Genomic DNA, 26,210 nt, shown 5'->3' on the forward strand with positions numbered 1-26,210 from the left:
CGTCACACTCGGGTGATCCAAACCGCCCCGGCCTGCGTACCCGTCATACTATTTGACGGAGTTCTTCGATGCGTGCCCTGCTTGCTTTGTGTGTGGTGACCAGCCCTGCCTTTGCCGATGACTATCAGCCAATCATGGAGAAAGAGGCCTTCATGGATCTGGTGGCCGGCAAAGAGCTGCGCAACAGCCTCTATGACCTCAGCCTCTTCGTCAGCCCCGAAGGCAAGATCACCGGCGATGCGCTGGGCTGGCAGATCACCGGAAGCTGGTCGTGGAATGACGGCTATTTCTGCCGCGAGATGGATTGGGAAGGCTATGCCATCCCCTACAACTGTCAGCTTGTTGAAACGAACGACGGCCGGATCGTCCGCTTTACCGTGGACCGTGGCACCGGCGACAGCGCGCAGTTCCGTCTGCGCTAGACCTCAAAAGTCGATCGCAAGGCCCTTTTTCTCCCAATCGCCATAGCGCACAGGCTCTGGCCCATTGCGCCCACCCAGTTCTGTGGGCAGGCCTATGTCCTTGGCGGCCTTGCGGCGTTCCTCGGCTTCGGCCAAGGCGCGCAGGGCGGCTGGGGGAAGGTTGGGGGTGTCGTCGGACATGCTCTATCCCTTCGGGCTCTGCCAGTGATATAGGGCGCGGCACAGGCCAAGGGCAAGGGCAAGGACACAGGATGACACAGGCGAAATGACAAAGGGCGCAACGACTCAGGGCAAAACCCCCAGACCCACAGCGCGCGGCGGGGCCGTGGCGCTTTTGAACGCGGTTCTGGGCGAAGGTGCCCTCTTGGCCGAAGCCTTTGATCACCCCGATTTCGCCGCCCTCCCGCCCGCCGAGCGTGCCCGCGCCCAGCGTCTGGCCCTCACCGTGCTGCGCGTGTTGGAGCCCGCCGACAAGGTGCTGCACCCCCTGATGCGCAAGGCACCGCCCCTGCCGGTCTGGAACATCCTGCGCCTTGCGGTGGTTGAACTCGCCGAAGGTGCCGCCGCGCATGGCGTGGTGAACGAAGCGGTGGGTTTGGCCCGTGCCGGGCGCAAAACCAGCCATCTGGCCGGATTGGTCAACGCCGTTCTGCGGCAGGTGCCGGTGGGCGTGGCGCTGAACGGCGTGCAGAAATTGCCGCGCTGGCTGCGTCAGCCCTTGGTCCATGCCTATGGCCGCGACGCCGTGACGGCGATTGAGGCCGTGCAGGCCACCGCGCCACCCCTTGACCTCACCCTGCGCGCGGGGGCCGAGGCACCCGAGGGCGATCTTCTGCCCACGGGTTCCCTGCGGCTCGCCGACCGTGGCCAAGTTTCCACCCTGCCGGGTTATGCCGCGGGCGGGTGGTGGGTCCAAGACGCCGCCGCCGCCATGGCCGTGCCGCTCCTCGGCGATGTGAAAGGCCAGCGCGTGCTGGACATGTGCGCAGCACCGGGCGGCAAGACGATGCAACTCGCCGCCGCCGGGGCCGATGTGACGGCCCTTGATATCTCTGGCCCCCGCATGGCGCGTGTGGTCGAAAACCTTGCCCGCACCGGCCTTGCCGCCACCTGCATCACCGCCGATGCGCTGGATTGGCAGCCCGATCAGCCCTTCGACGCCATCCTTCTCGACGCGCCCTGTTCGGCCACCGGCACCATCCGCCGCCACCCCGACCTGCCCTTCGTCAAAGACGGCTCCGAAATCACCGGGCTGGTCACCTTGCAAACAGCCCTTCTCGACCGCGCCCTTGGCTGGCTGAAACCGGGCGGGCGCCTCGTGTTCGTCACCTGCTCGCTCTTGCCCGACGAAGGCGAGGCGCAACTGACCGCCGCGCTCGCCCGCCATCCCGGCCTCAGCGTGCTTCGCCCCACCCTGCCCGGCCTTTCGCCGGACTGGATCACGCCAGACGGCGGCCTGCGCCTGCGGCCTGACTATTGGGCCGACAAAGGCGGTATGGATGGGTTCTTCATGGCCTGCCTAAAGCGGCCCTAACCGCGCGGGAACATCCGATACCACAGCCAATCGGGCAGCCCCTGCCCATAGCGGAACAGCCACGAAAACGGCGCGGGAAAGCTGGACTTGAACCGGTTCGACCGCATCAACCGCATCATATGCCCCGCCGCCTTTTCGGGCGTCATGATGAAGGGCATGGAAAAACTGTTCTGCGCCGTCAGCCGGGTCTCAATGAACCCCGGATTGGCCAGCTGCACCTTAACCCCGCTGCCGCGCAGATCGGCATAAAGGCTTTCGGCCAGCACCATCGCCCCACCCTTGGACGCGGCATAGCCGATCGCCCCAGGCAAGCCACGATAGCCCGCCAAGGACCCGGTCAGCACCACATGCCCCGCCCCGCGCGCGATCATCGCGGGCAGAACCGCACCCAGCACCCGCGCCGTGCCGGTCAGGTTCACATCACACATCGCCACCAGCTTGTCGGCATCCAGCGCCTGGGCAGACATCGGCCAATAGACGGCGGCCAACAGCACCACGCCATCCACCGGCCCCAGCGCCCCCGCCGCCTGCGCGACCGAAGCCGCATCCGCCATGTCCATCGGCAGGGCTTGCGCGCCAAGCTCAGCGCAGACCGTCGCCAGCCGCTCCGCATTGCGCGCCGAAATCACCAGATCCGCCCCCTCGGCCCGCATCTGCCGCGCCAAGGCCAGACCCAGCCCGTCGCTGCCGCCGACCAGCCAATAGCGTTTGCCCTGAAACGCGCCCATCAGCTGACCTCCTCTACCGGAGGCTGAGGCCGCGCCCGATAGGCCGCACCCTTCCACCACAACTTCACCGCCTGCCAATGGATCAAGGCCAAGACCCGGCGCGACCCGAACGGCCGCCGCAGGCAAGCCCACAGAATCGCCCCATTGGTCAACCGCTTGCGCGGCCCGACCAGCGTGGCGATCACCCCGTTTTCCCCAGCGGTAAAGTCGATCCAGATCCCAATCCGATCCGCCCGAATGTCAAAGCGGAACCGATAGCCCCCCGCCACCGGCTGAAACGGCGAGACGTGAAAGATCTTCTGCGCTGTCAGGTGATCCTCAGCGGTGATCGGGCCGTGATCGGCGCGATGCACCAGATAGGAATGGCGGTCGCCAAAGGTGTTCGACACCTCGGCAATCACCACGCGCAAGCCGTCCGCCGCGTCATGGCACAGCCAGAACGACACCGGGTTGAACACATGGCCCAAAAGGCGCGGCTGGGCCAACAGGTCAATCCGCGCCGCGGCGGGCAGCCCATGGCTGACCAGAACCTCGCGGACCCAAGCCGTGCCCCGGCCTTCCTTCGGCGCGCCGCCATGATCGGCATCATGCAGCGCCGCCAGATTGGCCCGGTTGCGGGAAAACAGCCCCGGCCCCTTGGCGCTGTCAGGCGTCAAAAGCACATAGTCGACCGTATAGCGGAACCGATTTTGCACAGTGCCCTTGCGGCCGTGAAAGGTGGTGCCAGCGATATGGTCAACCCCAGTTTCGGTCACGCAGCCACCGCCTCGGCCTGCCGCTCGCCCATGGCATTCACCACATCCACCGCACTGGCAAAGCCGTCCTCGTGGAACCCGTTCTTCATCCATGCCCCGCAGAACCACGTGTTGCGCGCCCCGTTCATCGCCCGGATCGTCGATTGGGCGGCGATCGCGGCATGATCAAACACCGGATGGCGGAAGGTCGTCACATCATGGATCAGCTTGTCATCAATCCGCGCCTGCGGGTTCAGCGTCACAAACAGCGGGTCATCTTGCGGAATGGGCTGCAGCGAGTTCATCCAATAGCTCAGCGCAATGCGTTCGGGCTTCGGCTGGCCCGCAGGTTCCACATAAACCCAGCTCGCCCAAGCCCGGCGGCTTTTCGGCATCACCGTGGTGTCAGCATGCAAGACCGCCTCATTCGGCTGATAGCGCACCGAAGACAGCGCGGCCCGCTCGGCAGGGCTGGCATCCGACAACAGCGCCAGCGTGTCATCCGAATGGGTGGCCATGATGACATCGTCATAATGCTCCCACTCGCCGCCTGCCGCGCGCAGCATCACACCATTGCCATCGCGCCGGATGGCGGCAACGGGCGTTCCGGTGCGAAGCTCGGCCCCGTGGCTCATCAGATAGGCCTGCAAACGGCGCACATATTCGACCGACCCGCCTTGCACCGTGTACCACTGATGCTGCCCCGTGGCCTGCAACAGCGCGTGATTCTTGAAGAACCGGATCATCGCCTCGGCCGGGAAGTCCAAAATCCCCTCCACCGGGGTGGACCAGATCGCGCCCGAAATCGGCGTGATGTAATGGTCGCGGAAGCCGTCCGAGGTGCCCAACTTCTCCAACAGCCCGCCAATCGTCAGCGTGGTGCCGATGGCCGCCGCCTCGGCATTGGCGTTGAACCGCGCAATGTCGCGGATCATGCGCAAGAACTTGGGGCTGACCGCATTGCGCCGCTGGGCAAAGAGCGCATTCAGACTGCGCAGCGCATATTCCAGCTTGCCACCGCCGAACGAGGCGCCAAAGCTCATGTCGCTGGCAACCACCGGCACATCCAGCTTGTCAAAGAGACCCAGAAGATTGGGGTAATTCACCTTGTTGAACACGATGAACCCGGTATCCACCGGCTGATCGCCCCGCTTGCCCGCAATCAGCGTCCGGGCATGGCCGCCCAAACGCGGCTCGGCTTCAAACAAGGTAACGGCGTGGGTTCCTGCCAAGAGATAGGCCGCGGCCATGCCAGAAATGCCCCCGCCGACAATAGCAATCCGGCGCGGTGGCTGGCCGTAAGTTTCGAACGGCATGGGCAGTCCTTTTTCCGTGATTTTCAGGGATATTACGCGGGGTTTCGCGAAATGGATCATCCAATGTGTCGCATCAAACACTTCAGGTGATCCAGTTGCCAAATGGCCGCGTATCTCGTCCATGATGTTAGACACGCTCACTTTGCAAATTCCGCATGCACCGCCTCGGCGAACAGCTTATGCTGTGCCCGAGCGGAAGCCGCAGGACAGGCAAGTGTCGAAGTCAGATGAAACGGATTGGGCGGCGCTGATGGTCGCTGTGCGCGACCGGAAGGATCGGGCCGCCTTTGCTCAGCTGTTCCGGCATTTCGCGCCCCGGGTAAAGGCCTTCTTGATGAAGGCCGGAACCGAGGCCGCCTTGGCCGAAGATTGCGCCCAGGATGTTCTGGCCACCGTTTGGCAGAAAGCGCATTTGTTTGACCCCTCGCGCGCTTCGGTGGCGACGTGGGTCTTTACCATCGCCCGCAACCGCCGCATCGACATCGCCCGCCGCGACCGCCGCCCCGACCCCGAGGCGCTGGATTGGGGCGGTGACAGCCACGAGCCGGATCAGGCCGACGTCTTTGAAGCCGCGCAAGAGACCCGGCGGCTGACCGAAGCCCTCTCCACCCTGCCCGAAGCCCAGCGCGCCCTCGTGGCGCGGGCCTTCTACGGTGACCTGTCGCACAGCGAAATCGCCGCCGAAACCGGGCTTCCCCTTGGAACAATCAAGTCGCGCATCCGACTGGCGCTGGACCGCCTGCGCACCAGAATGAGTTAAGCCATGAAAAACCGTACATCACCGATTAATCATCATCTGTCCGACCAGCTCTTGATGTCCTACGCCGCAGGCAGCCTGCCAGAAGCCTTCTCCCTCGTGGTCGCCACCCATGTGTCGCTCTGCGATGAATGCCGCGCCCTTGCCGAGGCTTATGAGGCCGTCGGCGGCGCCGTGCTCGAGGCCGAAACCGCCCCTATGAGCGACGCGAGCCTTGAGGCCTGCATGGCCCGGCTGGACAAGCCCACCACATCAGTCGTCAACGGCAAGGCACACCCGCGCAGCGTGATCCCTTCACCGCTGGCGCACTATATCGGCGGTGACCCTAAAGCTATCCGCTGGAAGCCCATCGGCATGGGCGTCCGTCAGGCGATCTTGCCGACCGGCAAGGGGGCCTCAGCCCGCCTGTTGTGCATTCCCGCCGGTCAAGCCGTGCCAGACCATGGCCATCGAGGACTGGAACTGACACTGGTGCTGCAAGGCGCCTTCCGCGACAACAAAGACCGCTTTGGTCCGGGCGATGTGGAAATCGCCGATGAGGCCGATCAGCACAAGCCCGTGGCCGAGGCAGGGTGCGATTGCGTCTGTCTGGCCGCGACCGATGCGCCCTTGCGCTTCCGGGGTATAATGCCCCGCCTCTTGCAGCCGATTTTCCGCATCTGATGCGGTTGCCCCCCTCCCCGTGACAGGGGAAGGGGGCGCTTCTCTTAGATCGCGGAGAGCATCGCCTCACCGCCAGAGATATCGCACTGACCGGCATTTTCCTCGGCGTGCAGCACCTTCACAACCCCGTTCACCGCCTGCAGCGCATAGCGCTTGGACCGGTCATGAAACCCAATCGCCGGCACGGTGAAATCCATGCCAACCGCTTTGGTAAAGCTCGCATCGCCATCGGCCAAGAAGCTGATCCCAGCGGCAGCGCCGCCCGTGCTGTCGCCCCAAGCCTTCATCACGAAGGGATCGTTGACCGACAGGCAGATCACCTCATCGACGCCCTTGGCCTTGAGCTTCTCGATCACCCGCATGAACGACGGCACATGGCTCGTGGTGCAGGTGCCGGTATAAGCGCCGGGCAAGCCGAAAATCACCACATTGCGGCCCTTAAGCTTGGCCGAAAGATCCACCGCTTCGGGGCCATTGGCGCCCATTTGCAGCAGTTTCGCCTCTGGCAACTGGCTGCCCACTGAAATCGTCATTTGTTGTCCCTCGCGCGTTGCGTTTCCGTATCACCCGGATATAGGCTCCGCCGCGAAGTTCGACCAGAGGGGGGAGCGATGGCGCATGTGGTTGTGGTGGGCGCAGGGCAGGCCGGTTCGGCCGTGGTGGCCAAACTGCGCGGCCTTGGCTTTGATGGCCAGATCACCCTTGTGGGCGAAGAACCGGCCCCCCCCTATCAGCGCCCGCCCTTGTCCAAGGCTTACCTCATGGGCGAGATGGAGGAAGAACGCCTCTGGCTGCGCTCCAACGCGTTTTATGCTGAACAGAACATCACCCTACGCCTCAGCGCCAAAGCGGGCGGCATCGACCGCGCCGCCAAGACCCTGACGGTCGGCGATGAGACCCTCTCCTACGACCATCTGGTGCTGACCACCGGCTCCACCCCCCGTCGCCTGCCCGCCGCCATCGGCGGCGATCTCGCGGGCGTCTACACCGTGCGGACCTTGGCCGATGTCGACGCGATGCGCGCCGAATTCGCCCCGGGCCGCCGTGTGGTGATCGTCGGCGGCGGCTATATAGGGCTCGAGGCCGCCGCCGTGGCCCGCAAACTGGGCCTTGAGGTGACCGTGCTGGAAATGGCCCCGCGCATCCTGCAACGCGTCGCCGCGCCGGAAACCAGCGACTACATCCGCGCGCTGCATCAGGCCCATGGCGTCACCATTCTGGAATCCACCGGCCTTGACCGGCTGTTGGGCACCGGCCATGTCTCCGGCGTGCGCCTGCAAGATGGCCGCGAACTGCCCGCCGATTTCGTCATCGCAGGCGTCGGCATCCTGCCCGGCCAAGCGCTGGCCGAGGCGGCAGGGCTAGAGCTGGACAATGGCATCAAAACCGACGCCCATGGCCGCACCTCAGACCCCTTTATCTGGTCGGCGGGCGATTGCGCCTCATTCCCCTACAAGGGCGGCCGCATCCGGCTGGAATCCGTGGGCAATGCCATTGATCAGGCCGAAGTCGTGGCCGAAAACATCATGGGCGCGGGCAAGGACTACATCGCGAAGCCGTGGTTCTGGTCTGACCAATACGCCTGCAAACTGCAAATCGCGGGCCTGAACACCGGCTATGACAACATCGTCACCCGCGGCCCCGAAGGCGAGGGCGTCAGCTTTTGGTATTACCAAGGCGACACCCTCCTCGCCGTCGATGCGATGAACGATCCGCGCGGCTACATGGTCGGCAAACGCCTGATCGAGGCGGGCAAATCGCCCGACAAGGCCAAGGTCGCCGATCTGTCGGTGCCGCTGAAGGACCTCCTGAGCGCATGAGAATCATCGGCGGCCGCGCACGGGGGCTGAAGCTGGCCGAAGTCGGCGCAGGCGATCCGGCGGCGCATCTGCGCCCCACCTCGGACCGGGTGCGCGAGGCGATTTTCAACCTTCTCGTCAACGGCGGCTATGGCACCCCCCTGCAAGGCGCGCGGGTGCTTGACCTTTTTGCAGGCACCGGGGCCTTGGGGCTTGAGGCCCTGTCGCGTGGCGCCACCCACACCACCTTTGTCGAAAACGGCAAGGCGGCACTCGCCCTTCTCACCCGCAACATCGCCCTGATGCGGGCCGAAGCGGAAACATCAATCCTGCGCCGCGATGTCCGCACCCTAGGGGCTAATCCCGGCCCGGCCTTTGACGTGGTGTTCCTTGACCCGCCCTATGGTAAATCCATGGGCGAAGCCGCGCTCGAAGCCGCGCGTGCAGGCAACTGGCTTGCCCCGCAATCGCTGGTCGTTTGGGAAGAGGGCAGCGCGCCCACCCTGCCCGAAGGCTTCACACTGGAAGATCAGCGCAAATACGGCGATACGCTGGTCACCATCGCCCGCGCCCCCTGACCCCCCCGAGAAACACATGTTCGAAGTCGCCACCCACCTCGCCCTCCTCCTGATCCTTGCGGCCTTTGTGGCGGGGTTCGTCGATTCCATCGCGGGCGGCGGCGGTCTTATCGCCATGCCGATGCTGCTCATCGCCGGGGCCTCCCCACTCGAGGCGCTGGCGACCAACAAACTGCAAGGCGCATTCGGCGCAGGCACCGCCACCGTGGCCTACGCCCGCGCCGGACATGTGCGTCTAAAGGACCAACTGGGCATGGCGGCGATTTCGGCGCTGGCCGCAGCGGGCGGCGCGCTGGTGGCAAAATCCCTTCCCGCCGATGCCCTGCGCATCATTATGCCGGTGATCCTCGTGGCCGTGGCCGCGTTTTTCGCCCTGAAACCGGGCATCTCAGACGATGCCCGCGCCCAACGCATGGCGCCTGCGGTCTTTGCCTTCACCGCCGTGCCGCTGATCGCCGCCTATGACGGCTTCTTCGGCCCCGGCACCGGCAGCTTTTTCATGCTCGCCTTCGTCATGCTGGCGGGCTTTGGCATGCTCAAGGCCACGGCGCATACGAAACTGCTGAACTTCGCCTCCAACATCGGCTCACTCGCCGTGTTCATCCCTTTGGGCGTGATGTGGTGGGGGGTCGGCATCGCCATGGGTCTGGCGCAGATGGCCGGAGCCACCCTGGGCGCCCGCATGGCCATGCGTGTCGGGGCGCGGCTGATCAAGCCCTTGATCGTGGTGGTCTCGGTCGCCATGGCGCTGCGGCTTTTGTGGCAGGCGCTGGGGTAAGGCGGTTTTGCCCAAAGTCCGGTTTGCGGGACGAAGCCGTCATTGACCGGATCCAACACAGGGCCGCGCCCGACCTCGGGACGGCGCGCCGACAAAAGTTCTAGGCACTTTATGGTTCCAGTTCTTCCCCCGAATTTCTGCTGGCACCCGTTGCAAACGCGCCCTCCCGGGAGGAGGTCGGGCGCGGCCCGGCGGGCTTCGCCCTTGATTCCGGGCAAGAAGTGAGGCGCGGACTGACGTCCGCAATGGGTTCCAAGCGGTCATTTCACCCTAAACCCTTGGATCATTCACCCGCACCCTTCACAGCAAAAGGCCCCCTTCCGGGGGCCTCTCACCTTCACTCCGCCGGAACCTTCACCGCCTCATCCGACAAAGGATGCGGCAGATGGATTAGCATTTCCTTCGGGCAGACCTGCAGGAAATTCGCCCGCTCGGCCTCCCAATTCGCCAAGATCCGCGCGGCCAATCGGCTGCCCGTCTCGGCGGCATGGGCCTCGATCAGGGTTTTCAGCTGGGCTTCCCAATGGGCATGGCCAACCGCACAGGTCACAAGGCTTTCGGGGTTGATGAAATCTTCCGCCGTGCCTTTCGGGTCATAGAGATAGGCCATGCCCCCCGTCATCCCCGCGCCAAAGTTGGCGCCAATGGACCCAAGGATCACCGCCACACCGCCCGTCATATACTCACACCCGTTCGACCCGCAGCCCTCAACCACCACCGACGCGCCCGAGTTGCGCACCGCAAAGCGCTCCCCCGCACGACCCGAGGCATACAGATACCCCCCCGTCGCGCCATAGAGCACCGTATTGCCGATGATGGTGTTGTCAGATGCGGTCAGCGGCGACGACATCGGCGGGCGAACGGTGATCGTGCCACCCGACAGGCCCTTGCCAACATAATCGTTGGCATCGCCTTGCACCTCAATCTTCAGACCCCGAACGCCAAAAGCCCCCAAAGACTGGCCGCAAGACCCGGTCAGCTTCACTGTCAGATGGTCAGGCTGCAGGCTGTTCTTCATCCCGAACTTCTTGACGATATGGCTGGATGCCCGCGTGCCAATCGTGCGGTGCGTGTTGCGCACGGCATAGGACAGCTGCATCTTTTCGCCGTCTTCAAAGAAGCGGTGACCATCCTTGATGATTTCCGCATCCAGCGTGTCCGGCACCGCATTGCGCGGCTTGGACCGATCATAGGTAATGCGGTTTGCCCCATCCACCGTGATCAACAGCGGGTTCAGGTCCAGATCATCCAGATGCGCCGAGCCACGCGAAACCTGCGTCAGCAAATCCGCCCGCCCGATGATCTCATCAATCGACCGCGCGCCAATCTGAGCCAAGATTTCCCGCACTTCTTGGGCATAGAAGGTGATCAGGTTCACCACCTTGTCGGCACTGCCGGTGAACTTGTCGCGCAGCTTTTGGTCCTGCGTGCAAACCCCGACCGGGCAGGTGTTCGACTGGCACTGACGCACCATGATACAGCCCATGGCAATCAGCGCCGCCGTGCCGATGCCAAACTCTTCAGCCCCCATCATCGCGGCCATCACAATGTCGCGCCCGGTCCGCAAACCACCATCGGTCCGCAGCGTGATCCGGTCGCGCAGGTTGTTCATCGCCAGAACTTGATGCGCCTCGGTCAGACCCATCTCCCACGGCAGACCCGCATATTTGATCGAGGTCGCCGGAGAGGCCCCGGTGCCGCCGTTATGCCCCGAGATCAGGATCACATCCGCCTTGGCCTTGGCCACCCCGGCGGCAATCGTGCCAACACCCGAGGACGACACCAGCTTCACGGTTACCTTGGCGCGCGGGTTGATCTGCTTCAGGTCATAGATCAGCTGCGCGAGGTCTTCGATGGAATAGATGTCATGGTGCGGCGGCGGCGAGATCAGCGTCACACCCGGCGTCGAATGGCGCAGCCGCGCGATCAGCGCGGTCACCTTCATGCCGGGCAACTGCCCACCCTCACCGGGCTTGGCCCCTTGGGCGACCTTGATTTCCAACTCTTCGCAGGCGTTCAGATATTCCGCCGTCACGCCAAAGCGGCCTGACGCCACCTGCTTGATCTTGGCGCTTGGGTTGTCGCCATTCGGTTCCGGCACGAAATGCGCCGGATCTTCACCGCCCTCACCCGAGTCAGACTTCGCGCCAATCCGGTTCATCGCCACGTTCAGCGTCTTGTGCGCCTCGGGGCTCAGCGCGCCCAAGGACATGCCCGGCGTCACAAACCGCTTGCGGATCGAGGTGATGCTTTCCACCTCTTCAATCGGCACGGGCTTGCCCAGGACCTTGATGTCCAGAAGATCGCGGATATGGATCGGCGGATTGGCCCGCATCGCAGCCGAATACTGCTTCCAGATGTCATAAGACGCCCGGTCACAGGCCGATTGCAGCATATGCATGGTCTGGGCTTCCCAAGCGTGCTTTTCGCCCGACCGCCGCGCTTTGTAGATGCCGCCAATCGGCAGCACATCCGAGCCACCCTTCCAGCCCTTCGCGTGCACCTCTTCGACCTTCATCTGCAAACCTTGCAGACCAATGCCCGAGATGCGGCTTTGCATGCCGGGGAAATACTCGGCCACCATGGCGCGAGACAGGCCCACAGCCTCAAAGTTCAGGCCCCCGCGATAGGACGAGATCACCGAAATGCCCATCTTGGACATGATCTTCAAAAGCCCAGCATCAATCGCATCGCGGTAGTTGCGCATGGCGTCCAACAGCGAGCCGTCCAACAGCCCCCGCGTAATGCGGTCGGCAATGCTGTCCTCGGCCAGATAGGGGTTCACCGTGGTCGCCCCCGACCCGATCAGCACGGCAAAGTAATGCGGATCAATACATTCCGCCGCCCGCACGTTGATCGAACAGAAGGTCCGCAACCCCTTGCGGGTCAGCCACGAATGCACCGCGCTGGTGGCCAAGATCATCGGCATGGCCACCCGGCCCGCACCCTGATGCTCATCGGTCAGGATCAACTGACCCGCACCCGACGACACCGCCACCTCAGCCTCAGACCGGATCCGCTCCAACCCCTGCCGCAGCGCATCAGCGCCCGCGCCTGCCGGGAAGGTGCAATCGATGAAGGCCACCTGATCGCCAAAGCGCTTGACCAGAACCTCATACTCACCATTGCCGATGAACGGGCTTTCCAGCACCAAAATCTCGGTCTGGCTGTTGTTCTCGTCCAAGACGTTGCGCAGGTTTCCGAACCGGGTTTTCAAAGACATCACCCGGCCTTCGCGCAAACTGTCGATCGGCGGGTTGGTCACCTGGCTGAAATTCTGCCGGAAGAAATGCGACAGCGGCCGGTAAACCGACGACAGCACAGCCGCCGGCGTATCATCGCCCATCGAGGCGACCATTTCCTTGCCGTCCTCCACCATCGGGGCCAGCACCTGCTCCAGCTCTTCAATCGAATAGCCCGCCGCGATCTGCCGCTTACGCAGTTCCGCCCCGGTGAATTGCGGCTGCTCCGGCACGTCCTTCAACAGCGCATTCAGATCAACGATCTTGCCGACCCAATCGCCATAGGGCTGGGCATTGGCCAGCTTGTTCTTCAACTCGGTGTCGTGGAAGAGCTTGCCCTCGGCCATATCGACAGCAATCATCTGCCCCGGCCCAAGCGCGCCCTTTTCACGGATGGTGGTTTCATCCACCGGCACCATGCCCGCCTCAGAGCCCGCAATCAGCAGCCCATCGCCGGTCACAACATAGCGCATCGGGCGCAAGCCATTGCGATCAAGGCCCCCGCAGACCCAGCGGCCATCGGTCATGGCCAGCGCCGCCGGACCATCCCACGGCTCAATGACCGAGTTGCAATAGGAATACATATCCGCCCAAGCCTTGGGCATGTTCGTCGTGGCCTTCGACCAAGCCTCCGGCACCAGCATGGTTTTTGCCATGGGGGCAGACCGGCCCGAGCGGACCAGCACTTCGAAGACCGAATCCAGCGCACCCGAATCCGAGGTGCCACCCGGAATGATCGGCTTGATATCCTCGGCCATATCGCCAAACGCTGAGGACGCCATCCGGATCTCGTGGCTCTTCATCCAGTTGACGTTGCCCTTCAGCGTGTTGATCTCGCCGTTATGGGCGAGCATCCGGAAGGGCTGGGCCAGCCACCACTGCGGGAAGGTGTTGGTGCTGTAACGCTGGTGATAAATCGCAAAGGCGGACTCGAACCGCTCATCCATCAGATCGGGGTAGAAGGTGGCGACCTGTTCGGCCAGCATCATGCCCTTGTAGATGATGCTGCGGCACGACAGGCTGCACAGATACATCCCCTGAATACCGGCGGCATTAGCGGCTTTCTCAATCCGGCGGCGGATGATGTACAGCTCACGCTCAAACTGCTCCTGATCGATGTCCTTCTCACAGCGGATCAGGATCTGCTCAATCTCGGGCCGCGTCGCATTGGCCTTGTCGCCCAGAACGCTCGTGTCCACCGGCACATGCCGCCAGCCATAAATGTAATGGCCCATCCGCAGCACTTCGGTTTCCACGATGGTCCGGCACCGCTCCTGCGCGCCAAAGTCCGTGCGCGGCAAGAAGACCTGACCTACAGCGATCAGCTTTTTGGTGTCCGGCTCATGGCCCGTGCGGCGCACTTGGTCATAGAAGAACTTGACCGGAATCTGCACATGGATCCCCGCACCATCCCCGGTCTTGCCATCGGCATCGACCGCGCCCCGGTGCCACACCGCCTTCAGCGCGTTGATCCCGTTTTCAACGACCTTGCGGCTTGGCTTGCCGGAAATCGCCACCACCAGACCCACGCCGCAGGACGAATGTTCATCCTCGGCCTTGTAAAGCCCGTTGGCATCCAACCAAGCGCGCTTGGCCTCTTCAGCCTTTACCCAGGCGTCATCATAGGTTGTCATGGGTCAGGCCCTTTCTGCTAAGCTGCGACAAGACGGCGTCACAGTCGAAAATCGGTTGGGTGGATTCAAAGCCCTTGTCGCCGTCGCGAAAGAACTTGATCGGATGGCTGTCCATCGGCAGCCAGTTGCCATTGCCGTCATCCCATTCGGAAGATCCCGAAAAGAACATCCGGAATTCACGGCTGATGTATTCATTGCCCCGCGCCTGGCGCAGGACAGTGCCAGCATCGTCGGTCTCAGTGTATTCGAACTGGGTCTCGTCCAGCGTGACCCCGTCGATGGTGATGGTGCGACCCGTCAGCTGGTCAAACCCCACCACATTGGAATGCTCACCATTGTCCTTGGACAGGCTGAAGACAAAATCATCGCGGCCCGTCTCGGTCAGGTTGGTAAAGCTTGCCGGGTCCTCGGGGTTCGCATCCAGCGTCTGCGTGACCACCGGGTTCAATTCGATGCTTTCGATCCACTGGGTCTCATCATCAATCCGGCTCAGAAAGAACGGACCTTCCTGATCGAAATCCGCCCGCCACTTGTGGCCCGCAGGGTCAGCCTCGCAGGTGTAGTAATTCGCGACATAGCAGCCGCGCGACTGCACGGTGAGGTAGGTCGTGCAGCCCTCGGGCGCGACAAAGCTGCCCGCAAACGCAGGGGTGGCAAAGAGGAGCGGAAGCGCGATCAGGGCCTTCATTCTGTCACTCCGGTTTTGGTCAGCCGTGCTGACCGATGAACATTTTACCGATTGGCGCCTGTCGGGACGGATGCCATACGCAGACCCGACGCGCACCAGACACACACCAGACGGCTATTCCGCCGCCACTTGGGCCGGTTGGGCCAGATATTCCAAGATCGCATCCGCCGCTTCACGCCCATCGCGGATGGCCCAAACCACAAGGCTGGCCCCGCGCACAATGTCGCCCGCCGCATAGACGCCGGGCAGGTTGGTGGCATGGCTGCGGAAGTCGGCCTTGACGGTACCCCAACGGGTCACGGCCAAATCCGGCGCATCCCACTGGCCGGTCAGATCCTCGGGCTCAAAGCCCAGCGCCTGAATGACCAGATCCGCCGCTTCCGTATAATCGGCCCCTTCAATGATCTCGGGCGACTGGCGACCGCTGGCATCCGGCGCGCCAAGGCGCATTTTCTGCACGATCACGCCATGCACATGGTCTGATCCGACAAAGCCACGCGGCGCGGTCAGCCAGACGAAATCCACGCCCTCTTCCTCGGCGTTCTGCACCTCGCGCTGCGAGCCGGGCATATTGGCTTTATCGCGGCGATAGAGGCACTTGACGCTCACCGCACCCTGCCGAATGGCGGTGCGCACACAGTCCATCGCGGTATCGCCACCGCCGATGACCACCACGCGCTTGCCCTTGGCATCCAGCGTGCCATTGTCAAACTCAACCACCTCGTCGCCAAAGCTCTTGCGGTTCGACGCGGTCAGATAATCCAGCGCCTTGACGACACCCGAAAGACCAACGCCCGGGGCTTCGATGTCACGGGCCTTGTAAACGCCCGTAGCGATCAGCACCGCATCATGCTGGCCGCGGATGGCGTCAAAGGAAATGTCAGTGCCGACGTTACAGTTCATCACAAACTGCACGCCCGCCTTTTCCAACTGTTCAATGCGCTGCATGACCACCGGCTTTTCCAGCTTAAAGCCGGGGATGCCATAGGTCAGCAAGCCGCCCGCGCGGTCATAGCGGTCATAGACCGTGACCTGCACGCCCTTGCGCCGCAGCACATCCGCCGCCGCCAGCCCACCGGGACCCGCGCCGATGATGCCCACCGATTCCGCCCGCTCGGCCCCCGGCGTGATCGGCAGCACCCAGCCGTTTTCCCACGCGAGATCGGTCAGATATTTCTCGACCGCGCCAATGGTCACCGTGCCATGGCCCGACTGTTCGATGACGCAGTTGCCTTCGCACAGCCGATCCTGCGGGCAGATGCGGCCGCAGATCTCGGGGAAGGTATTGGTGGCCTGAGAAATCTCATAGGCCTCTTGCAGACGACCCTCGGCGGTCAGGCGCAGCCAGTCAGGGATGTTGTTGTGCAAGGGGCAATGCGACTGGCAGTAAGGCACGCCGCACTGGCTGCAGCGGCTCGCCTGCTCGGCGGCCTTCTCGGCAGCGAACTCGCGGTAAATCTCATGGAAATCGCTGGCGCGCATCGTGGCATCACGCTTGGTGGGCATCTCTTTGCCCAAGCTTACGAACTTCAGCATCTTCTGCGTGGCCATGGCTGCGCCCCCAAACTTCTTGGTTATCGGCGCAGGGATACTTTGGACCGGTTGGGAATAAAAGTCAGCATGCGTGACCTATTCGGCTGTTTTTCACCCCCCACGGGCAGCAAACGCACAAATTGGCCGAATATTAGGTCAGCACAATTTACCTATACCTTCAAAACCCCAAGGAAAGCGCGATCAAAGCCAAGGATCCAACGATGATTCGCCACCAGCCAAACAGCGCATAGCCGTGGCGGCTGATATAGCTCAGCAGCCATTTGACCACGATCACCCCGGTGATGAAGGCCAGCACAAAGCCCAGCGCGATTTGTGACCAGGCCGAAAAATCCAGCACATCGCGGTTCTTTAGCAGGTCATACCCAACCGCCGCCGCCATGGTCGGCATCGACAGGAAGAACGAAAACTCCGCCGCCGCCCGCTTTTCGACCCCCATCAACAGCGCACCCACAATCGTGGCCCCAGACCGCGACACACCGGGAATCATCGCCAGACACTGCACAAACCCAATGGCCAGCGCCTTGCGCAGGGGCAGCGCGGTGGCATCGTGATACACCGGGGTCGGCGCGATGCGGTCGACGAACAGCAGCACGATTCCACCCAGAATCAGCATGATGGCAATCAGGCGCGGGGTCTCGAACAGCACCGTCTTGATGAACTCATGCGCCAGAACGCCAATCACAGCGGCGGGCAAAAAGGCCAACAAAACCGAGATGATAAACCGCATCGCCGCCGGGTCGCGGTGGGCGGTGGAAAACACCTGCCACAGTTTGGCGAAATACACGGTCAACAGCGCCAACACGGCACCCAGCTGGATCACCACCTCAAAGGTTTTCCCGGCACTTTCAAAGCCCAAGAAATGCGATGCCAACAGAAGATGGCCCGTCGAGGAAACCGGCAGAAACTCGGTCAGCCCCTCCAACAGGCCCAGAAGGGCGACTGTTAACAGATCGTCCAATCAGGCCTTCCGCAGGTTCTTGGCCGATTCCTTGATCGCGGCATATTGGCCCGAGGGGCGGAAGCACCACAGATATTCCGGCAGCACCGAATCCATATCCGCAGGCTCGATCCCCAAATCGGCAAATCCCTTGGCCCCAGCGGCCACGACATTGTCGGACCCAAGGCTCGTGACCTGATCGCGGGTCAGCATCTTGTTCGGGAACAGCCCCAGCGTCAGCGCCGAGGCGAAATCCAGCCCCGTCGCCATGATGCGCGCCGCAAAGAACGGGATGTTCAGCACCAGACGGCGGCGGCGAATGATGCCCAGCATCTTGCCCATCAACGCGCGGAAAGTCGCAACCTCGGGCCCGCCGAGTTCATAAATGCCATGCGCCTGCCCAAGCACGCCCTTGACCGCCGCTTGTGCCACATCGTCCACATGTACAGGCTGAAACCGCGTCTCGGCGCCCACCACGGGCAAAAGCGGCCCCATGCGCGACATGGCGGCAAAGCGGTTGAAGAACTGATCTTCCGTGCCGAAAATCACCGAGGGGCGCAGGATCACGGCAGTAGGAAACGCCGCCAACACCGCCGCTTCGCCCGCACCTTTGGATTGAGCATAAAGGCTTGCCCCCTCCACATCGGCCCCGATGGCCGAAAGATGTACCAAGCTCTCCACCCCCGCCTCAGCCGCCAGCCGCGCGATGCGGCCCGGCGCTTCAGCCTGCACGGCGGTAAAGTTATTCTTGCCGCCTCGGTCAAAGGTGCCGACGCAGTTCACCACCGCATCCGCCCCCGCCATGGCCGCGCGCACCGAACCCTCGTCGCGCACGTTGCACAAGACAGGCTCCACCTGCCCGACAGCGCCATAGGGTTTGACATGCAGCGCCTCATTCGGGCGACGCACCGCGACGCGCACGCGCCAGCCTTCTTTGGCCATGCGGCGCGCAATGTAGCGACCGACAAAACCCGAGCCGCCGAAGATGGTGACAAGTTTGCTCATGTGGGAAACCCCTATTGGCCTACTTTGAATTGGCCTCTGCATAGCTTTGTGGCCCCGAACGGGCAAGGCCAAAGGCCCCGATCTTGTCGCATCACGCCGCGACATAATTCACGAAATGCCCGTTGACACCCCAAAGCGCCCCGGCTAAACCCCGGCCCACTGAAAACGTGCCCAGATGGCGGAATTGGTAGACGCACTGGTTTCAGGTACCAGCGCTGCAAGGCGTGGAGGTTCGAGTCCTCTTCTGGGCACCATTTCGTTCAACAGACCGCCTTCGGGCGGTCTTTTGCTTTTCAGGGCTTGTCGACGTTGACCCATGGCGCGGGCGGGGCTAAGCCGCTTGCAACCCTGATGATCGGACGGACCTCGTGACCATTCACCTTCACAGAAACGACCTGCCCGATGGGCTGGACCTTGGCTCCGTCGTGGCCATTGACACCGAAACCATGGGTCTGGACCCGCGCCGCGACCGGCTCTGCGTGGTGCAGCTGTCGGATGGCAAGGGCGATGCGCATCTGGTGCAGATCGCGCGCGGGCAGACAACGGCGCCGAATCTGCAGCGGCTGCTGACCGATCCGGCGGTGCTGAAGCTCTTTCACTTTGGTCGCTTTGACATTGCCGCCTTGCAAAAGGCCTTTGGCGTGCGCACCGCGCCGGTCTGGTGCACCAAGATCGCCTCAAGGCTGATCCGCACCTATACCGACCGGCATGGGCTGAAGTACCTGTTGCTGGAATATGTGGGCGTGGATGTGTCCAAGGCCCAGCAAACCAGCGATTGGGGCTCGGCCACGCTGACCGAGGCGCAAAAGGACTATGCGGCGTCGGATGTCCTGTATCTGCACAAGCTGAAAGCCGCGCTTGAGGCGATCTTGCACCGCGAGGGGCGGATGGCGCTGGCGCAATCCTGCTTTGACTTCCTGCCCACGCGGGCGGAACTGGACCTTTTGGGCTGGGATGAGCCGAATGACCTCTTCCACCACTGATTTTCTGGCCACCGGCCGCCGCGTCATCGCCCGCGAGGCCGAGGCCCTGACGCTCTTGGGCGACAGCCTTGGCGACAGTTTTGGCCGCGCGGTTGAGCTGATTCTGGCCGCCAAGGGCCGGGTGATCGTGTCGGGCATGGGCAAATCGGGCCACATCGCCCGCAAGATCGCCGCGACCTTGGCCTCGACCGGCACGCCGGCGCATTTCGTGCACCCCGCCGAAGCCAGCCACGGCGATCTGGGGATGGTAACACAAGGCGATGTGGCGCTGGTTTTGTCCAATTCTGGCGAGACCTCGGAACTCGCCGATATCGTCGCCCATACCCGGCGATTCTCAATCCCGCTGATCGGGGTTGCGGGGCGCGACGGATCAACATTGTTGCGGCAATCGGATGTGGCCATCCTTTTGCCCCCGGCGGCTGAGGCTTGTGAGACCGGGATTGTGCCGACTACCTCCACCACCATGACACTGGCCTTGGGCGACGCGCTGGCGATTGCCCTGATGGAGCATCGCGCCTTTACCCCCGAACATTTCCGCATGTTCCACCCCGGCGGCAAGCTGGGCGCAAAACTTCTGAAGGTGCGCGACCTGATGCATGCCGAACTGCCCTTGATCAAGCATGACCGCCCGATGGGCGAGGCACTGCTGGAGATCAGCCGCAAGGGCTTTGGCGTGGTCGGTGTCACCGATGATGCGGGCCTTTTGGCCGGGATTGTCACCGACGGCGACTTGCGCCGCCATATGGAGGGGCTTTTGGCCCTGACCGCCGGGCAGGTCATGACACGCGCGCCGCGCACCGTGGCACCCGATGCGCTGGCCGAAACGGCGGTGGCCTTGATGAATGATCGCAAGATCACCTGCCTTTTCGTCGTCGACCCGGCCCAACCTGGCCAGGTTCGGGGCATCTTGCACATCCATGATTGCCTGCGGGCCGGAGTGGTCTAGGTGGCGCGGAACCCCGCCCAAGACAATCTCCATTCCCGGATCGTGATGATCCTAAAGGTCACGCTGCCCTTGGTGGCGCTGGCCATACTGTCCTCCTTGTTCCTGTTTTCCCGCGAGATCGACCCGGAAGACGCGATTCCCTATGCCGATGTCGAAATCGCCGACCGGCTGGCCCAACCGCGGATGACCGGGGCAGGCTTTTCAACCGTGACATCGGATGGGGCCACGCTGACCCTGTCAGCCGATAAAGCTACACCCAGCGAGGGCGGCGGGCGGGTGACCGGGCTGAAGGGTGAGCTTTCAACAGCCGCTGGCTTTCGCACCGAGATATCGGCGGGCTCAGGACAGCTTGACAGCAACGCTGGCACGGTTGTGCTGGACGCGGGGGTGCGGCTTGCAACCTCAACCGGCTATGAGGTGACGACCGACCGGCTGACGCTGGGCACCGATCGCAGCTTTATGGAAAGCGGCGGCGCGGTGCTGGCAACCGCCCCCATCGGTCAGCTTGAAGCGGGCGGGCTGCGCATGGATGTGACAGGTGATGGCAAAACCCATCTTCTGGTTTTCAATAAGGGCGTGCGCCTGATATACCAGCCCAACCACTGACGGATTTTTCAGATGCGCAGCCGTTTCATTCCCCTTTTCCTTGCGGCAGCCTTGGCGCTGCCCTTGGGCGCGGCCCTGGCGCAGGGGACGAATGTCGCTTTCGGCGGGCTGAAGGCGGACACGCAGCTGCCAGTTGAGGTGACCGCTGAGAACTTGACCGTGAACCAGACCGACGGCACTGCGATTTTCTCGGGCGACGTGCTGGTGAAGCAAGGCGAAATGCGGATGCAGGCCGGCGAGGTGCGCGTGGAATATGACGCCACCGGCAAGGCCATCTCTCGCCTGCTGGCCACAGGCGGGGTCTTGGTGGTGAATGCCACGGATGCCGCCGAAGCGGCGGCGGCTGACTATACCATCGCCACGGGCGAGGTGGTCATGACGGGCGGGGTTTTGATGACCCAAGGGCAGGCCGCGATCAAGGGCGAGCGGTTGGTGATCAACCTCAAGACCGGGACCGGGCGGATGGAGGGTGGCGTGACCACCACCTTCACGCCGGGAGGGGATTGATGCCCCAGTCTGCGAACTCCACGACAGGCCAAGGCCCGGACCTGACCGTGACTGACGGCAGTGGCGGGCTGTCCATCATAAACCTGCGCAAAAGCTACAAGCGGCGGCCGGTGATCCGGGATGTATCCTTGCAGCTGAACCGGGGCGAGGTGGTGGCACTTCTTGGCCCCAACGGCAGCGGCAAGACAACGACCTTTTATGCCATCGCTGGGCTGGTGACACCCGAAGGCGGTCAGGTGTTGATCGATGGGCGTGACGTCACAACGCTGCCCATGTACCGCCGCGCGCGGCTCGGCATCGGCTATTTGCCGCAGGAAGTGTCAATCTTTCGCGGCCTCTCGGTCGAGGACAACATTCTGGCGGTGCTGGAGATCGGCATCTCGGACCGTCACAAGCGGCGTGAGCGGCTGGAAGAGCTGTTGTCCGAGTTTTCCATCACCCATCTGCGCCGCGCACCGGCCTTGGCCCTGTCGGGCGGAGAGCGGCGGCGGGTCGAGATTGCCCGCTGCTTGGCCGCCGACCCGAAATACCTGTTGCTGGACGAACCCTTCGCCGGGGTTGACCCGATTGCGGTGGGCGAAATCCGCCATCTCGTGCAGGATCTGAAATCGCGGGGGATCGGGGTTCTCATCACCGATCACAACGTCCGTGAGACGCTGGAAATCGTGGATCGGGCCTATATCCTGCACGATGGCACCGTGCTGAAACACGGTACCACAGATGAGATCGTGCGCGATGAAATGGTGCGACGCGTGTATCTGGGCGAGAACTTCCGCATCATTTGACGCAACCGTGCACGGCATGGTTGACAACCGCCCCTGCCCATCCCCAAATGAAAGGGATGCAAGCGTCTGTTGCCCTTCATGGTCTTGACGATGCGGCCGGTCCCCGGCCCCGCCACAAACCTGATGTGGCCAAGAATTCCCAACCAAGAACGACAAGAACCCACAGCCCCGGCGGGCAGACCGGGACTGGTTACCTGCGCGAAGGAGGCATCATGCGCTATCAGATCAGCGGCAAGCAAATCGACATTGGTGAGGCACTTCAGACCCATGTGAAGGCCGAGCTTGGCGAGGTCGTCGAGAAATACGCGCAACGCCCGACCGAGGCTGTTGTGGTGTTCTCAAAGTCGGCCCATGAGTATGTTTGCGAGGCCACGATCCATCTTTCGACGGGTCTTTCAGCGCAAGCCAAGGGTCATGCCACTGAAATCTATGCGGCATTTGAATCGTGCCGTGAGAAGATGGACAAGCAGCTGCGCCGCTATAAGCGCCGCATCCGCAACCACCATCACAGCCGTCCAGCCCCTGTTGAATTCGGTGGGGCTTCCTCGTATATCCTCGCGCCAACGGAGGAACCCGAAGACGAGGACACGGGCGAGCTGCAGCCCATCGTAATTGCCGAGATGGAGACGAAGATTCCTTCGATCACTGTCGGCGAAGCGGTGATGCAGCTAGAGCTTGGTGGTCAGCGGATGCTGGTGTTTCGCAACGAAGGACATGGCGGGGTTAACGTCGTATATCGCCGGGATGACGGCAATATCGGCTGGATCGACCCGCGCAACAGCAAATAAGCCGCCCGTCAGGGATGGCGCATACGGGAACGGCCGATGGACCTGTCGAAACTTCTGACCCCCGCCGCAGTGCGGGTCATGGGCCAGATGACAAGTAAAAAGCGTCTCTTCCAGGAACTGGGAGAGATTGCCTCTCAGGCCTATGGCCTGACGGCGGCTATGGCCATTGATGGGTTGCAAGAGCGTGAAAGCCTTGGGCCAACTGGCGTGGGCAATGGGATTGCCCTGCCCCATGCCCGGCTGATCGGGTTGGAAAAGATCACCGGCATTTTCCTGCGGCTGGAAAAGCCGCTGGATTACGAAAGCGTCGATCGTCAGCCGGTGGATCTGGTGTTCTGCCTGCTGGCCCCCAAGGATTCGGGCGTGGATCACCTTAAGGCCTTGGCCCTTGTCAGCCGCACCATGCGGGACGCAGGCATCTGCGCCAAGCTGCGCGCCAATTCCGATGTGTCCAAACTTTACGCGATCCTGACCGAGAGCAAGGCGCCGCAAGCGGCCTGATCACTTGACCAGATAGGGCCGACCGCGCCGGTTGGCGCCAAGGGGCAAAACGCCGGTGGCCGGGAAATCCCCCATCAGCACAGGCTGCATGCCCTGATTGCGCAGATTCTGCAGGAATTGGCCAAAGCCGGTCAGATCCGCCAGACGCGGCGCCTCGGTCAGACGGCGCAGGCTGCGCGGGCTGATTTCATCGACGATGGTTTGCAAAGGCTCCATCGGGTTTTCGACAAACTCGGCCAATGTCCAAGTTCGCACCCGCGCCTTGACCCAAGACGCGCGCAGAATCGTCAGAAACTCCGCCTCGATCTTTTGCAACTGGGCGGCTTCGCGGCGGATATCTCCGAAATTTCGGTTCGAATGGAACAAGGGAATGGCCCAAGCCCCCGAGATCACCGAGATCTGGGCATTTGCGTCGGCGGCCATGAACCAGATGAGGTCCTGATTGTCGCCCGGCCCGAATTGAAAGCACTGCCGCTCACCGCGAGTGTTCCAGATCAGGCTGGTCAGAAAGCTTTTCGGGTTATAGTCGCGCATCGCCGCGCTGTCGCACAGCGCGCCGTTGTAGACGGAATCGCCCCCGGCAAAATGCACCCGGTCGGGGGCGAAGAGGTGGCCATGCACCCGGGTGCCTGTCGCCTTGCCCAGCCAGGTTTCAAAATTCTCGAACAGGTCTGAAAACCCTTCAAACACCGAATAAGCCGCGGCGGTGCGGCCGTTCTCCCAGTTTTCATTCGGATGGCGCGATTGCATGTAAAGCCCGGCCCGGCCCTTCGTGCGCCGCTCCACGGCGCGGGCAAACAGCCGGTCAATCTTGCCGGGGTTGGGTTCCGCCGCCGCCTGACCGCTGGGGTCATTGGACAGAAAGCTGTCGTAAAGCCGATCGGCATGGGGCCAGATCTTGCGGGCCACAAAGCAATCAGACCGGCGCAAGATCTGCAGATGGTCATCATAAAAGATATGCGGCTTGCCCTGAAAATCGAACTTCGACAGGGTCAAGGACCGGCTTTCCACCTGATCCGACACCTGCCGAACAAGCGTTTGGAAATAGGATTCATCCGGAATCCAGACATGACGGAAATAGCGGTCAATCTCGGCCCGGTCGGGATTGTCCAAAATGGCCGACAGGGTTTGGCGCGTCAGGCACCACCACTGGCTGCCCAAATGCGGCACGATGCCCGCCGGGACGCGCCGCTTTAGCCCGACGCGGCGTTGCAGCCGCACATAGGTGTCAAACAGCCGCCGCTGTTTGCGCCAACTAAAGGGGAAGCGCATGGTAAAGCGTTCCAGATTCAGCCCGCCGATGGTCCACCCGACATCTTCGGTGGTGACGCTTTCGATAAAATCGGTGCGCGGGCGTTCATCCAGATAGCGCACCAGCTCTGCCACCGGGCGCAGCGGCAGGCAGGACCCCGAGGAGAGGTAGACATGCCGCACCTGCGGAAAGTCTTGCAGCATGATGGTCGCGGCTTCTTGGGTGGCCGCCACAATGCCCCATGTGCCCCATTCACAGGCATGGCGCCCAGAAAACCGAACATTCGGCAGATCGGCCAAGGCTTTGACGATCCCGTCATAGCCCTTGCGCCGAACGCGCTTGTCGACGTGGATCACAACTGGGCAGCCCTGCGTCGCCCAGTGCCGCGCCACCTGTGCCGCCCGGTCCAGTGCGGTGTGGCACAGCATGAGAAAGCCAACGCTCATGCCCAGTTTCCTTTGGACATGAGACCCAAAATCTCAAGCTGGCGCCAGTTGATGTATTTCTCAGACCACTTGCACCACAGGTCGGGCTGCTTGGCGATGGCCAGCCGATAGGCGCGGTATTCGTGGCTGTTGGCATAGTGCTGCTTACGCTGCATTTCCTCTTCGGCCTTGTGGGCGAAGGTGTCGAGGAACTTGGCGTGCAACAAAACGCCAGACGCCTTTTCACCACCCCATTCGTCATAAACCTGATTCAGCCCGCGCGGCAAAAGCATGTGGGTGGAGGAAGCATAGGCGTAAGACCGGTTCCAGCGCACCAAGGGCACCTTGTTCATGGCCGGAGCGCGTTCGGGCAAATCGGGGAAGAACATGCGCGCGCGGGGGCCGCCCTGAATCCACAGATTGCCGTATTTGCGGTTGCGCTGGATTGTATAGTTGCCGCTGTCAAACCATTGCGCAATTTCAAAGGGATCCTGCCCCTCATGATAGGGTTGGGCGTCAAACGGGCCTTTGGGATACATATCCAGAAGCATCGCTGAAAAGGACTTGATCGAGGAGGCATCCAGCCAATCGGTCAACGCACGCAGGGGGCGTGTGTCGCAAAACGGGTAGACGAAGAATTCATCCGGATCGACCACAAGGCACCAGTGGTTGTGCCCGTGCTTCATTTGCAGCCAGTTCAGCCAATCCACGCCAAAGCGGGCGCGTTTATAGCTGTGCGTGGTGGTCCACAGCGACACATCGGGCTGCTCAGCCAGATACTCGCGGCTGCCATCATCGCTGTCATTGTCGACGATAAAAAAGTGATTGACCCCCATCTCCCGGTAATAGCGCAGGAAAAACGGCAGGCGCACGCGTTCGTTGCGCAGGGTGGAGAAGACAAGGATCGCATCGCCAGAGAGGGTCGCAGAACGGTCTGCGACAGCGCGCAATTCGCGGCGTTTTCGAAACGCTCGGAAAAGCCAGCGCTTGCGCGCAAGGCGCAGCATGTATCTTGAAAAAATGCTCAAACCAAAAAATCCTGCCTGCA

26 protein-coding genes and 1 tRNA gene are annotated in these 26,210 nt (G+C 62.5%); 15 read left to right on the forward strand and 12 right to left on the reverse strand.

Annotated features, from left to right (window positions below):
- The first annotated feature begins 68 nt into the window (after window positions 1-68).
- On the forward strand, window positions 69-422 hold the full coding sequence (locus AC72UB_RS16425; protein ID WP_463290786.1) for a dihydrodipicolinate reductase: 354 nt from the start codon (window positions 69-71) through the stop codon (window positions 420-422).
- A 3-nt stretch (window positions 423-425) separates the two neighbouring features.
- On the opposite strand, the gene AC72UB_RS16430 is transcribed toward AC72UB_RS16425, so the two are convergent.
- On the reverse strand, window positions 426-602 hold the full coding sequence (locus tag AC72UB_RS16430; RefSeq protein ID WP_505190690.1) for a DUF1674 domain-containing protein: 177 nt from the start codon (window positions 600-602) through the stop codon (window positions 426-428).
- Between the two features lie 85 nt (window positions 603-687).
- On the opposite strand from AC72UB_RS16430, the gene AC72UB_RS16435 reads away from it, so the two are divergent.
- A complete protein-coding gene (locus AC72UB_RS16435) occupies window positions 688-1,956 on the forward strand; it encodes an RsmB/NOP family class I SAM-dependent RNA methyltransferase (RefSeq protein WP_505190691.1) in 1,269 nt (422 codons plus the stop codon).
- Here the strand turns inward: AC72UB_RS16435 and AC72UB_RS16440 are convergent.
- The 3 genes from AC72UB_RS16440 to AC72UB_RS16450 are packed head-to-tail and all read right to left on the reverse strand — an operon-like array spanning window position 1,953 to window position 4,734.
- Window positions 1,953-2,684, reverse strand: a complete 732-nt coding sequence (locus AC72UB_RS16440; protein WP_505190692.1) for an SDR family NAD(P)-dependent oxidoreductase — start codon at window positions 2,682-2,684, stop codon at window positions 1,953-1,955. The two genes, AC72UB_RS16435 and AC72UB_RS16440, sit on opposite strands and share 4 nt — an antisense overlap.
- Entirely contained in the window at window positions 2,684-3,439 is a 756-nt protein-coding gene (locus tag AC72UB_RS16445) for a DUF1365 domain-containing protein (RefSeq protein ID WP_505190693.1), read from the reverse strand. The genes AC72UB_RS16440 and AC72UB_RS16445 overlap by 1 nt, the downstream gene beginning before the upstream one ends.
- Window positions 3,436-4,734: an NAD(P)/FAD-dependent oxidoreductase gene (locus AC72UB_RS16450; RefSeq protein ID WP_505190694.1), complete on the reverse strand. Its 1,299-nt coding sequence runs from the start codon at window positions 4,732-4,734 to the stop codon at window positions 3,436-3,438. Before AC72UB_RS16450 ends, AC72UB_RS16445 begins: the two co-directional genes overlap by 4 nt.
- A gap of 250 nt (window positions 4,735-4,984) precedes the next feature.
- Here AC72UB_RS16450 and AC72UB_RS16455 point away from each other — a divergent pair, with 250 nt between their 5' ends.
- Window positions 4,985-5,494, forward strand: coding sequence for a sigma-70 family RNA polymerase sigma factor (locus AC72UB_RS16455; protein WP_505190851.1), 510 nt, complete (start codon window positions 4,985-4,987; stop codon window positions 5,492-5,494).
- A 3-nt stretch (window positions 5,495-5,497) separates the two neighbouring features.
- Window positions 5,498-6,154, forward strand: a complete 657-nt coding sequence (locus AC72UB_RS16460) for a ChrR family anti-sigma-E factor (protein WP_505190695.1) — start codon at window positions 5,498-5,500, stop codon at window positions 6,152-6,154.
- A gap of 44 nt (window positions 6,155-6,198) precedes the next feature.
- Here the strand turns inward: AC72UB_RS16460 and AC72UB_RS16465 are convergent, their stop codons facing one another.
- Window positions 6,199-6,687, reverse strand: coding sequence for a peroxiredoxin (locus AC72UB_RS16465; protein WP_505190696.1), 489 nt, complete (start codon window positions 6,685-6,687; stop codon window positions 6,199-6,201).
- A gap of 78 nt (window positions 6,688-6,765) precedes the next feature.
- Here AC72UB_RS16465 and AC72UB_RS16470 point away from each other — a divergent pair, with 78 nt between their 5' ends.
- From AC72UB_RS16470 to AC72UB_RS16480, 3 genes are read left to right on the forward strand one after another with little or no spacing between them, the layout of a single operon-like run.
- Window positions 6,766-7,974 (forward strand): NAD(P)/FAD-dependent oxidoreductase, encoded by a 1,209-nt coding sequence (locus tag AC72UB_RS16470; RefSeq protein WP_505190697.1) that lies wholly within the window; start codon window positions 6,766-6,768, stop codon window positions 7,972-7,974.
- Entirely contained in the window at window positions 7,971-8,531 is a 561-nt protein-coding gene (gene rsmD / locus AC72UB_RS16475) for a 16S rRNA (guanine(966)-N(2))-methyltransferase RsmD (protein WP_505190698.1), read from the forward strand. The genes AC72UB_RS16470 and rsmD overlap by 4 nt, the downstream gene beginning before the upstream one ends.
- A 16-nt stretch (window positions 8,532-8,547) precedes the next feature.
- On the forward strand, window positions 8,548-9,309 hold the full coding sequence (locus tag AC72UB_RS16480) for a TSUP family transporter (RefSeq protein WP_505190699.1): 762 nt from the start codon (window positions 8,548-8,550) through the stop codon (window positions 9,307-9,309).
- A 337-nt stretch (window positions 9,310-9,646) separates the two neighbouring features.
- On the opposite strand, the gene gltB is transcribed toward AC72UB_RS16480, so the two are convergent.
- The 5 genes from gltB to AC72UB_RS16505 all read right to left on the reverse strand — a co-directional run bounded on the left by gltB (window position 9,647) and on the right by AC72UB_RS16505 (window position 18,369).
- Complete coding sequence (gene gltB / locus AC72UB_RS16485; protein WP_505190700.1) at window positions 9,647-14,185, reverse strand: glutamate synthase large subunit; 4,539 nt, start codon at window positions 14,183-14,185, stop codon at window positions 9,647-9,649.
- A complete protein-coding gene (locus tag AC72UB_RS16490; RefSeq protein ID WP_505190701.1) occupies window positions 14,172-14,873 on the reverse strand; it encodes a hypothetical protein in 702 nt (233 codons plus the stop codon). The genes gltB and AC72UB_RS16490 overlap by 14 nt, the downstream gene beginning before the upstream one ends.
- Before the next feature lie 114 nt (window positions 14,874-14,987).
- Window positions 14,988-16,424 carry an NAD(P)-dependent oxidoreductase gene (locus AC72UB_RS16495; protein ID WP_463290798.1) on the reverse strand — a complete coding sequence of 479 codons (1,437 nt, stop codon included), beginning with the start codon at window positions 16,422-16,424 and terminating at the stop codon, window positions 14,988-14,990.
- A 160-nt stretch (window positions 16,425-16,584) separates the two neighbouring features.
- On the reverse strand, window positions 16,585-17,385 hold the full coding sequence (locus AC72UB_RS16500; protein ID WP_505190702.1) for an undecaprenyl-diphosphate phosphatase: 801 nt from the start codon (window positions 17,383-17,385) through the stop codon (window positions 16,585-16,587).
- On the reverse strand, window positions 17,386-18,369 hold the full coding sequence (locus AC72UB_RS16505) for a complex I NDUFA9 subunit family protein (protein WP_505190703.1): 984 nt from the start codon (window positions 18,367-18,369) through the stop codon (window positions 17,386-17,388). It lies immediately after the preceding gene.
- Window positions 18,370-18,538: 169 nt separating this feature from the next.
- On the opposite strand from AC72UB_RS16505, the gene AC72UB_RS16510 reads away from it, so the two are divergent.
- The 8 genes from AC72UB_RS16510 to AC72UB_RS16545 all read left to right on the forward strand — a co-directional run bounded on the left by AC72UB_RS16510 (window position 18,539) and on the right by AC72UB_RS16545 (window position 23,485).
- Window positions 18,539-18,623 (forward strand) — tRNA-Leu (locus AC72UB_RS16510).
- Window positions 18,624-18,737: 114 nt separating this feature from the next.
- A complete protein-coding gene (locus tag AC72UB_RS16515; RefSeq protein WP_505190704.1) occupies window positions 18,738-19,352 on the forward strand; it encodes a ribonuclease D in 615 nt (204 codons plus the stop codon).
- Window positions 19,333-20,298, forward strand: coding sequence for a KpsF/GutQ family sugar-phosphate isomerase (locus AC72UB_RS16520; protein WP_505190705.1), 966 nt, complete (start codon window positions 19,333-19,335; stop codon window positions 20,296-20,298). Before AC72UB_RS16515 ends, AC72UB_RS16520 begins: the two co-directional genes overlap by 20 nt.
- Complete coding sequence (locus tag AC72UB_RS16525) at window positions 20,299-20,904, forward strand: hypothetical protein (protein WP_505190706.1); 606 nt, start codon at window positions 20,299-20,301, stop codon at window positions 20,902-20,904.
- 12 nt (window positions 20,905-20,916) lie between these two features.
- Complete coding sequence (locus AC72UB_RS16530; RefSeq protein ID WP_505190707.1) at window positions 20,917-21,411, forward strand: LptA/OstA family protein; 495 nt, start codon at window positions 20,917-20,919, stop codon at window positions 21,409-21,411.
- On the forward strand, window positions 21,411-22,196 hold the full coding sequence (gene lptB, locus AC72UB_RS16535) for an LPS export ABC transporter ATP-binding protein (RefSeq protein ID WP_463290805.1): 786 nt from the start codon (window positions 21,411-21,413) through the stop codon (window positions 22,194-22,196). The genes AC72UB_RS16530 and lptB overlap by 1 nt, the downstream gene beginning before the upstream one ends.
- A gap of 212 nt (window positions 22,197-22,408) precedes the next feature.
- Window positions 22,409-22,984 carry a ribosome hibernation-promoting factor, HPF/YfiA family gene (hpf, locus tag AC72UB_RS16540; protein WP_505190708.1) on the forward strand — a complete coding sequence of 192 codons (576 nt, stop codon included), beginning with the start codon at window positions 22,409-22,411 and terminating at the stop codon, window positions 22,982-22,984.
- A 36-nt stretch (window positions 22,985-23,020) separates the two neighbouring features.
- On the forward strand, window positions 23,021-23,485 hold the full coding sequence (locus AC72UB_RS16545; RefSeq protein WP_463291638.1) for a PTS sugar transporter subunit IIA: 465 nt from the start codon (window positions 23,021-23,023) through the stop codon (window positions 23,483-23,485).
- On the opposite strand, the gene AC72UB_RS16550 is transcribed toward AC72UB_RS16545, so the two are convergent.
- Together AC72UB_RS16550 and AC72UB_RS16555 are read right to left on the reverse strand one after the other, a co-directional pair.
- Window positions 23,486-25,183, reverse strand: a complete 1,698-nt coding sequence (locus AC72UB_RS16550) for a DUF5927 domain-containing protein (RefSeq protein ID WP_505190709.1) — start codon at window positions 25,181-25,183, stop codon at window positions 23,486-23,488.
- Window positions 25,180-26,169: a glycosyltransferase family 2 protein gene (locus AC72UB_RS16555; RefSeq protein ID WP_505190710.1), complete on the reverse strand. Its 990-nt coding sequence runs from the start codon at window positions 26,167-26,169 to the stop codon at window positions 25,180-25,182. The genes AC72UB_RS16550 and AC72UB_RS16555 overlap by 4 nt, the downstream gene beginning before the upstream one ends.
- Between the last annotated feature and the right edge of the window lie 41 nt (window positions 26,170-26,210).

This window comes from Allotabrizicola aquatica (SeqCode), from assembly GCF_965194375.1.
Classification (GTDB): domain Bacteria; phylum Pseudomonadota; class Alphaproteobacteria; order Rhodobacterales; family Rhodobacteraceae; genus Tabrizicola_A; species Tabrizicola_A aquatica.

What these genes read in the sequence shown, in the direction of transcription:
- AC72UB_RS16550 (WP_505190709.1), bottom strand. Translation starts at nt 25,183, where the DNA reads ATGAGCGTTGGCTTTCTCATGCTGTGCCACACCGCACTGGACCGGGCG.
- AC72UB_RS16470 (WP_505190697.1), top strand. Translation starts at nt 6,766, where the DNA reads ATGGCGCATGTGGTTGTGGTGGGCGCAGGGCAGGCCGGTTCGGCCGTG.
- lptB (WP_463290805.1), top strand. Translation starts at nt 21,411, where the DNA reads ATGCCCCAGTCTGCGAACTCCACGACAGGCCAAGGCCCGGACCTGACC.
- AC72UB_RS16555 (WP_505190710.1), bottom strand. Translation starts at nt 26,169, where the DNA reads ATGCTGCGCCTTGCGCGCAAGCGCTGGCTTTTCCGAGCGTTTCGAAAA.
- AC72UB_RS16480 (WP_505190699.1), top strand. Translation starts at nt 8,548, where the DNA reads ATGTTCGAAGTCGCCACCCACCTCGCCCTCCTCCTGATCCTTGCGGCC.
- gltB (WP_505190700.1), bottom strand. Translation starts at nt 14,185, where the DNA reads ATGACAACCTATGATGACGCCTGGGTAAAGGCTGAAGAGGCCAAGCGC.
- AC72UB_RS16530 (WP_505190707.1), top strand. Translation starts at nt 20,917, where the DNA reads ATGCGCAGCCGTTTCATTCCCCTTTTCCTTGCGGCAGCCTTGGCGCTG.
- AC72UB_RS16545 (WP_463291638.1), top strand. Translation starts at nt 23,021, where the DNA reads ATGGACCTGTCGAAACTTCTGACCCCCGCCGCAGTGCGGGTCATGGGC.
- AC72UB_RS16460 (WP_505190695.1), top strand. Translation starts at nt 5,498, where the DNA reads ATGAAAAACCGTACATCACCGATTAATCATCATCTGTCCGACCAGCTC.
- AC72UB_RS16455 (WP_505190851.1), top strand. Translation starts at nt 4,985, where the DNA reads ATGGTCGCTGTGCGCGACCGGAAGGATCGGGCCGCCTTTGCTCAGCTG.
- AC72UB_RS16520 (WP_505190705.1), top strand. Translation starts at nt 19,333, where the DNA reads ATGACCTCTTCCACCACTGATTTTCTGGCCACCGGCCGCCGCGTCATC.
- AC72UB_RS16430 (WP_505190690.1), bottom strand. Translation starts at nt 602, where the DNA reads ATGTCCGACGACACCCCCAACCTTCCCCCAGCCGCCCTGCGCGCCTTG.
- AC72UB_RS16450 (WP_505190694.1), bottom strand. Translation starts at nt 4,734, where the DNA reads ATGCCGTTCGAAACTTACGGCCAGCCACCGCGCCGGATTGCTATTGTC.
- AC72UB_RS16495 (WP_463290798.1), bottom strand. Translation starts at nt 16,424, where the DNA reads ATGGCCACGCAGAAGATGCTGAAGTTCGTAAGCTTGGGCAAAGAGATG.
- AC72UB_RS16425 (WP_463290786.1), top strand. Translation starts at nt 69, where the DNA reads ATGCGTGCCCTGCTTGCTTTGTGTGTGGTGACCAGCCCTGCCTTTGCC.
- AC72UB_RS16505 (WP_505190703.1), bottom strand. Translation starts at nt 18,369, where the DNA reads ATGAGCAAACTTGTCACCATCTTCGGCGGCTCGGGTTTTGTCGGTCGC.
- AC72UB_RS16440 (WP_505190692.1), bottom strand. Translation starts at nt 2,684, where the DNA reads ATGGGCGCGTTTCAGGGCAAACGCTATTGGCTGGTCGGCGGCAGCGAC.
- AC72UB_RS16465 (WP_505190696.1), bottom strand. Translation starts at nt 6,687, where the DNA reads ATGACGATTTCAGTGGGCAGCCAGTTGCCAGAGGCGAAACTGCTGCAA.
- rsmD (WP_505190698.1), top strand. Translation starts at nt 7,971, where the DNA reads ATGAGAATCATCGGCGGCCGCGCACGGGGGCTGAAGCTGGCCGAAGTC.
- AC72UB_RS16435 (WP_505190691.1), top strand. Translation starts at nt 688, where the DNA reads ATGACAAAGGGCGCAACGACTCAGGGCAAAACCCCCAGACCCACAGCG.
- AC72UB_RS16490 (WP_505190701.1), bottom strand. Translation starts at nt 14,873, where the DNA reads ATGAAGGCCCTGATCGCGCTTCCGCTCCTCTTTGCCACCCCTGCGTTT.
- hpf (WP_505190708.1), top strand. Translation starts at nt 22,409, where the DNA reads ATGCGCTATCAGATCAGCGGCAAGCAAATCGACATTGGTGAGGCACTT.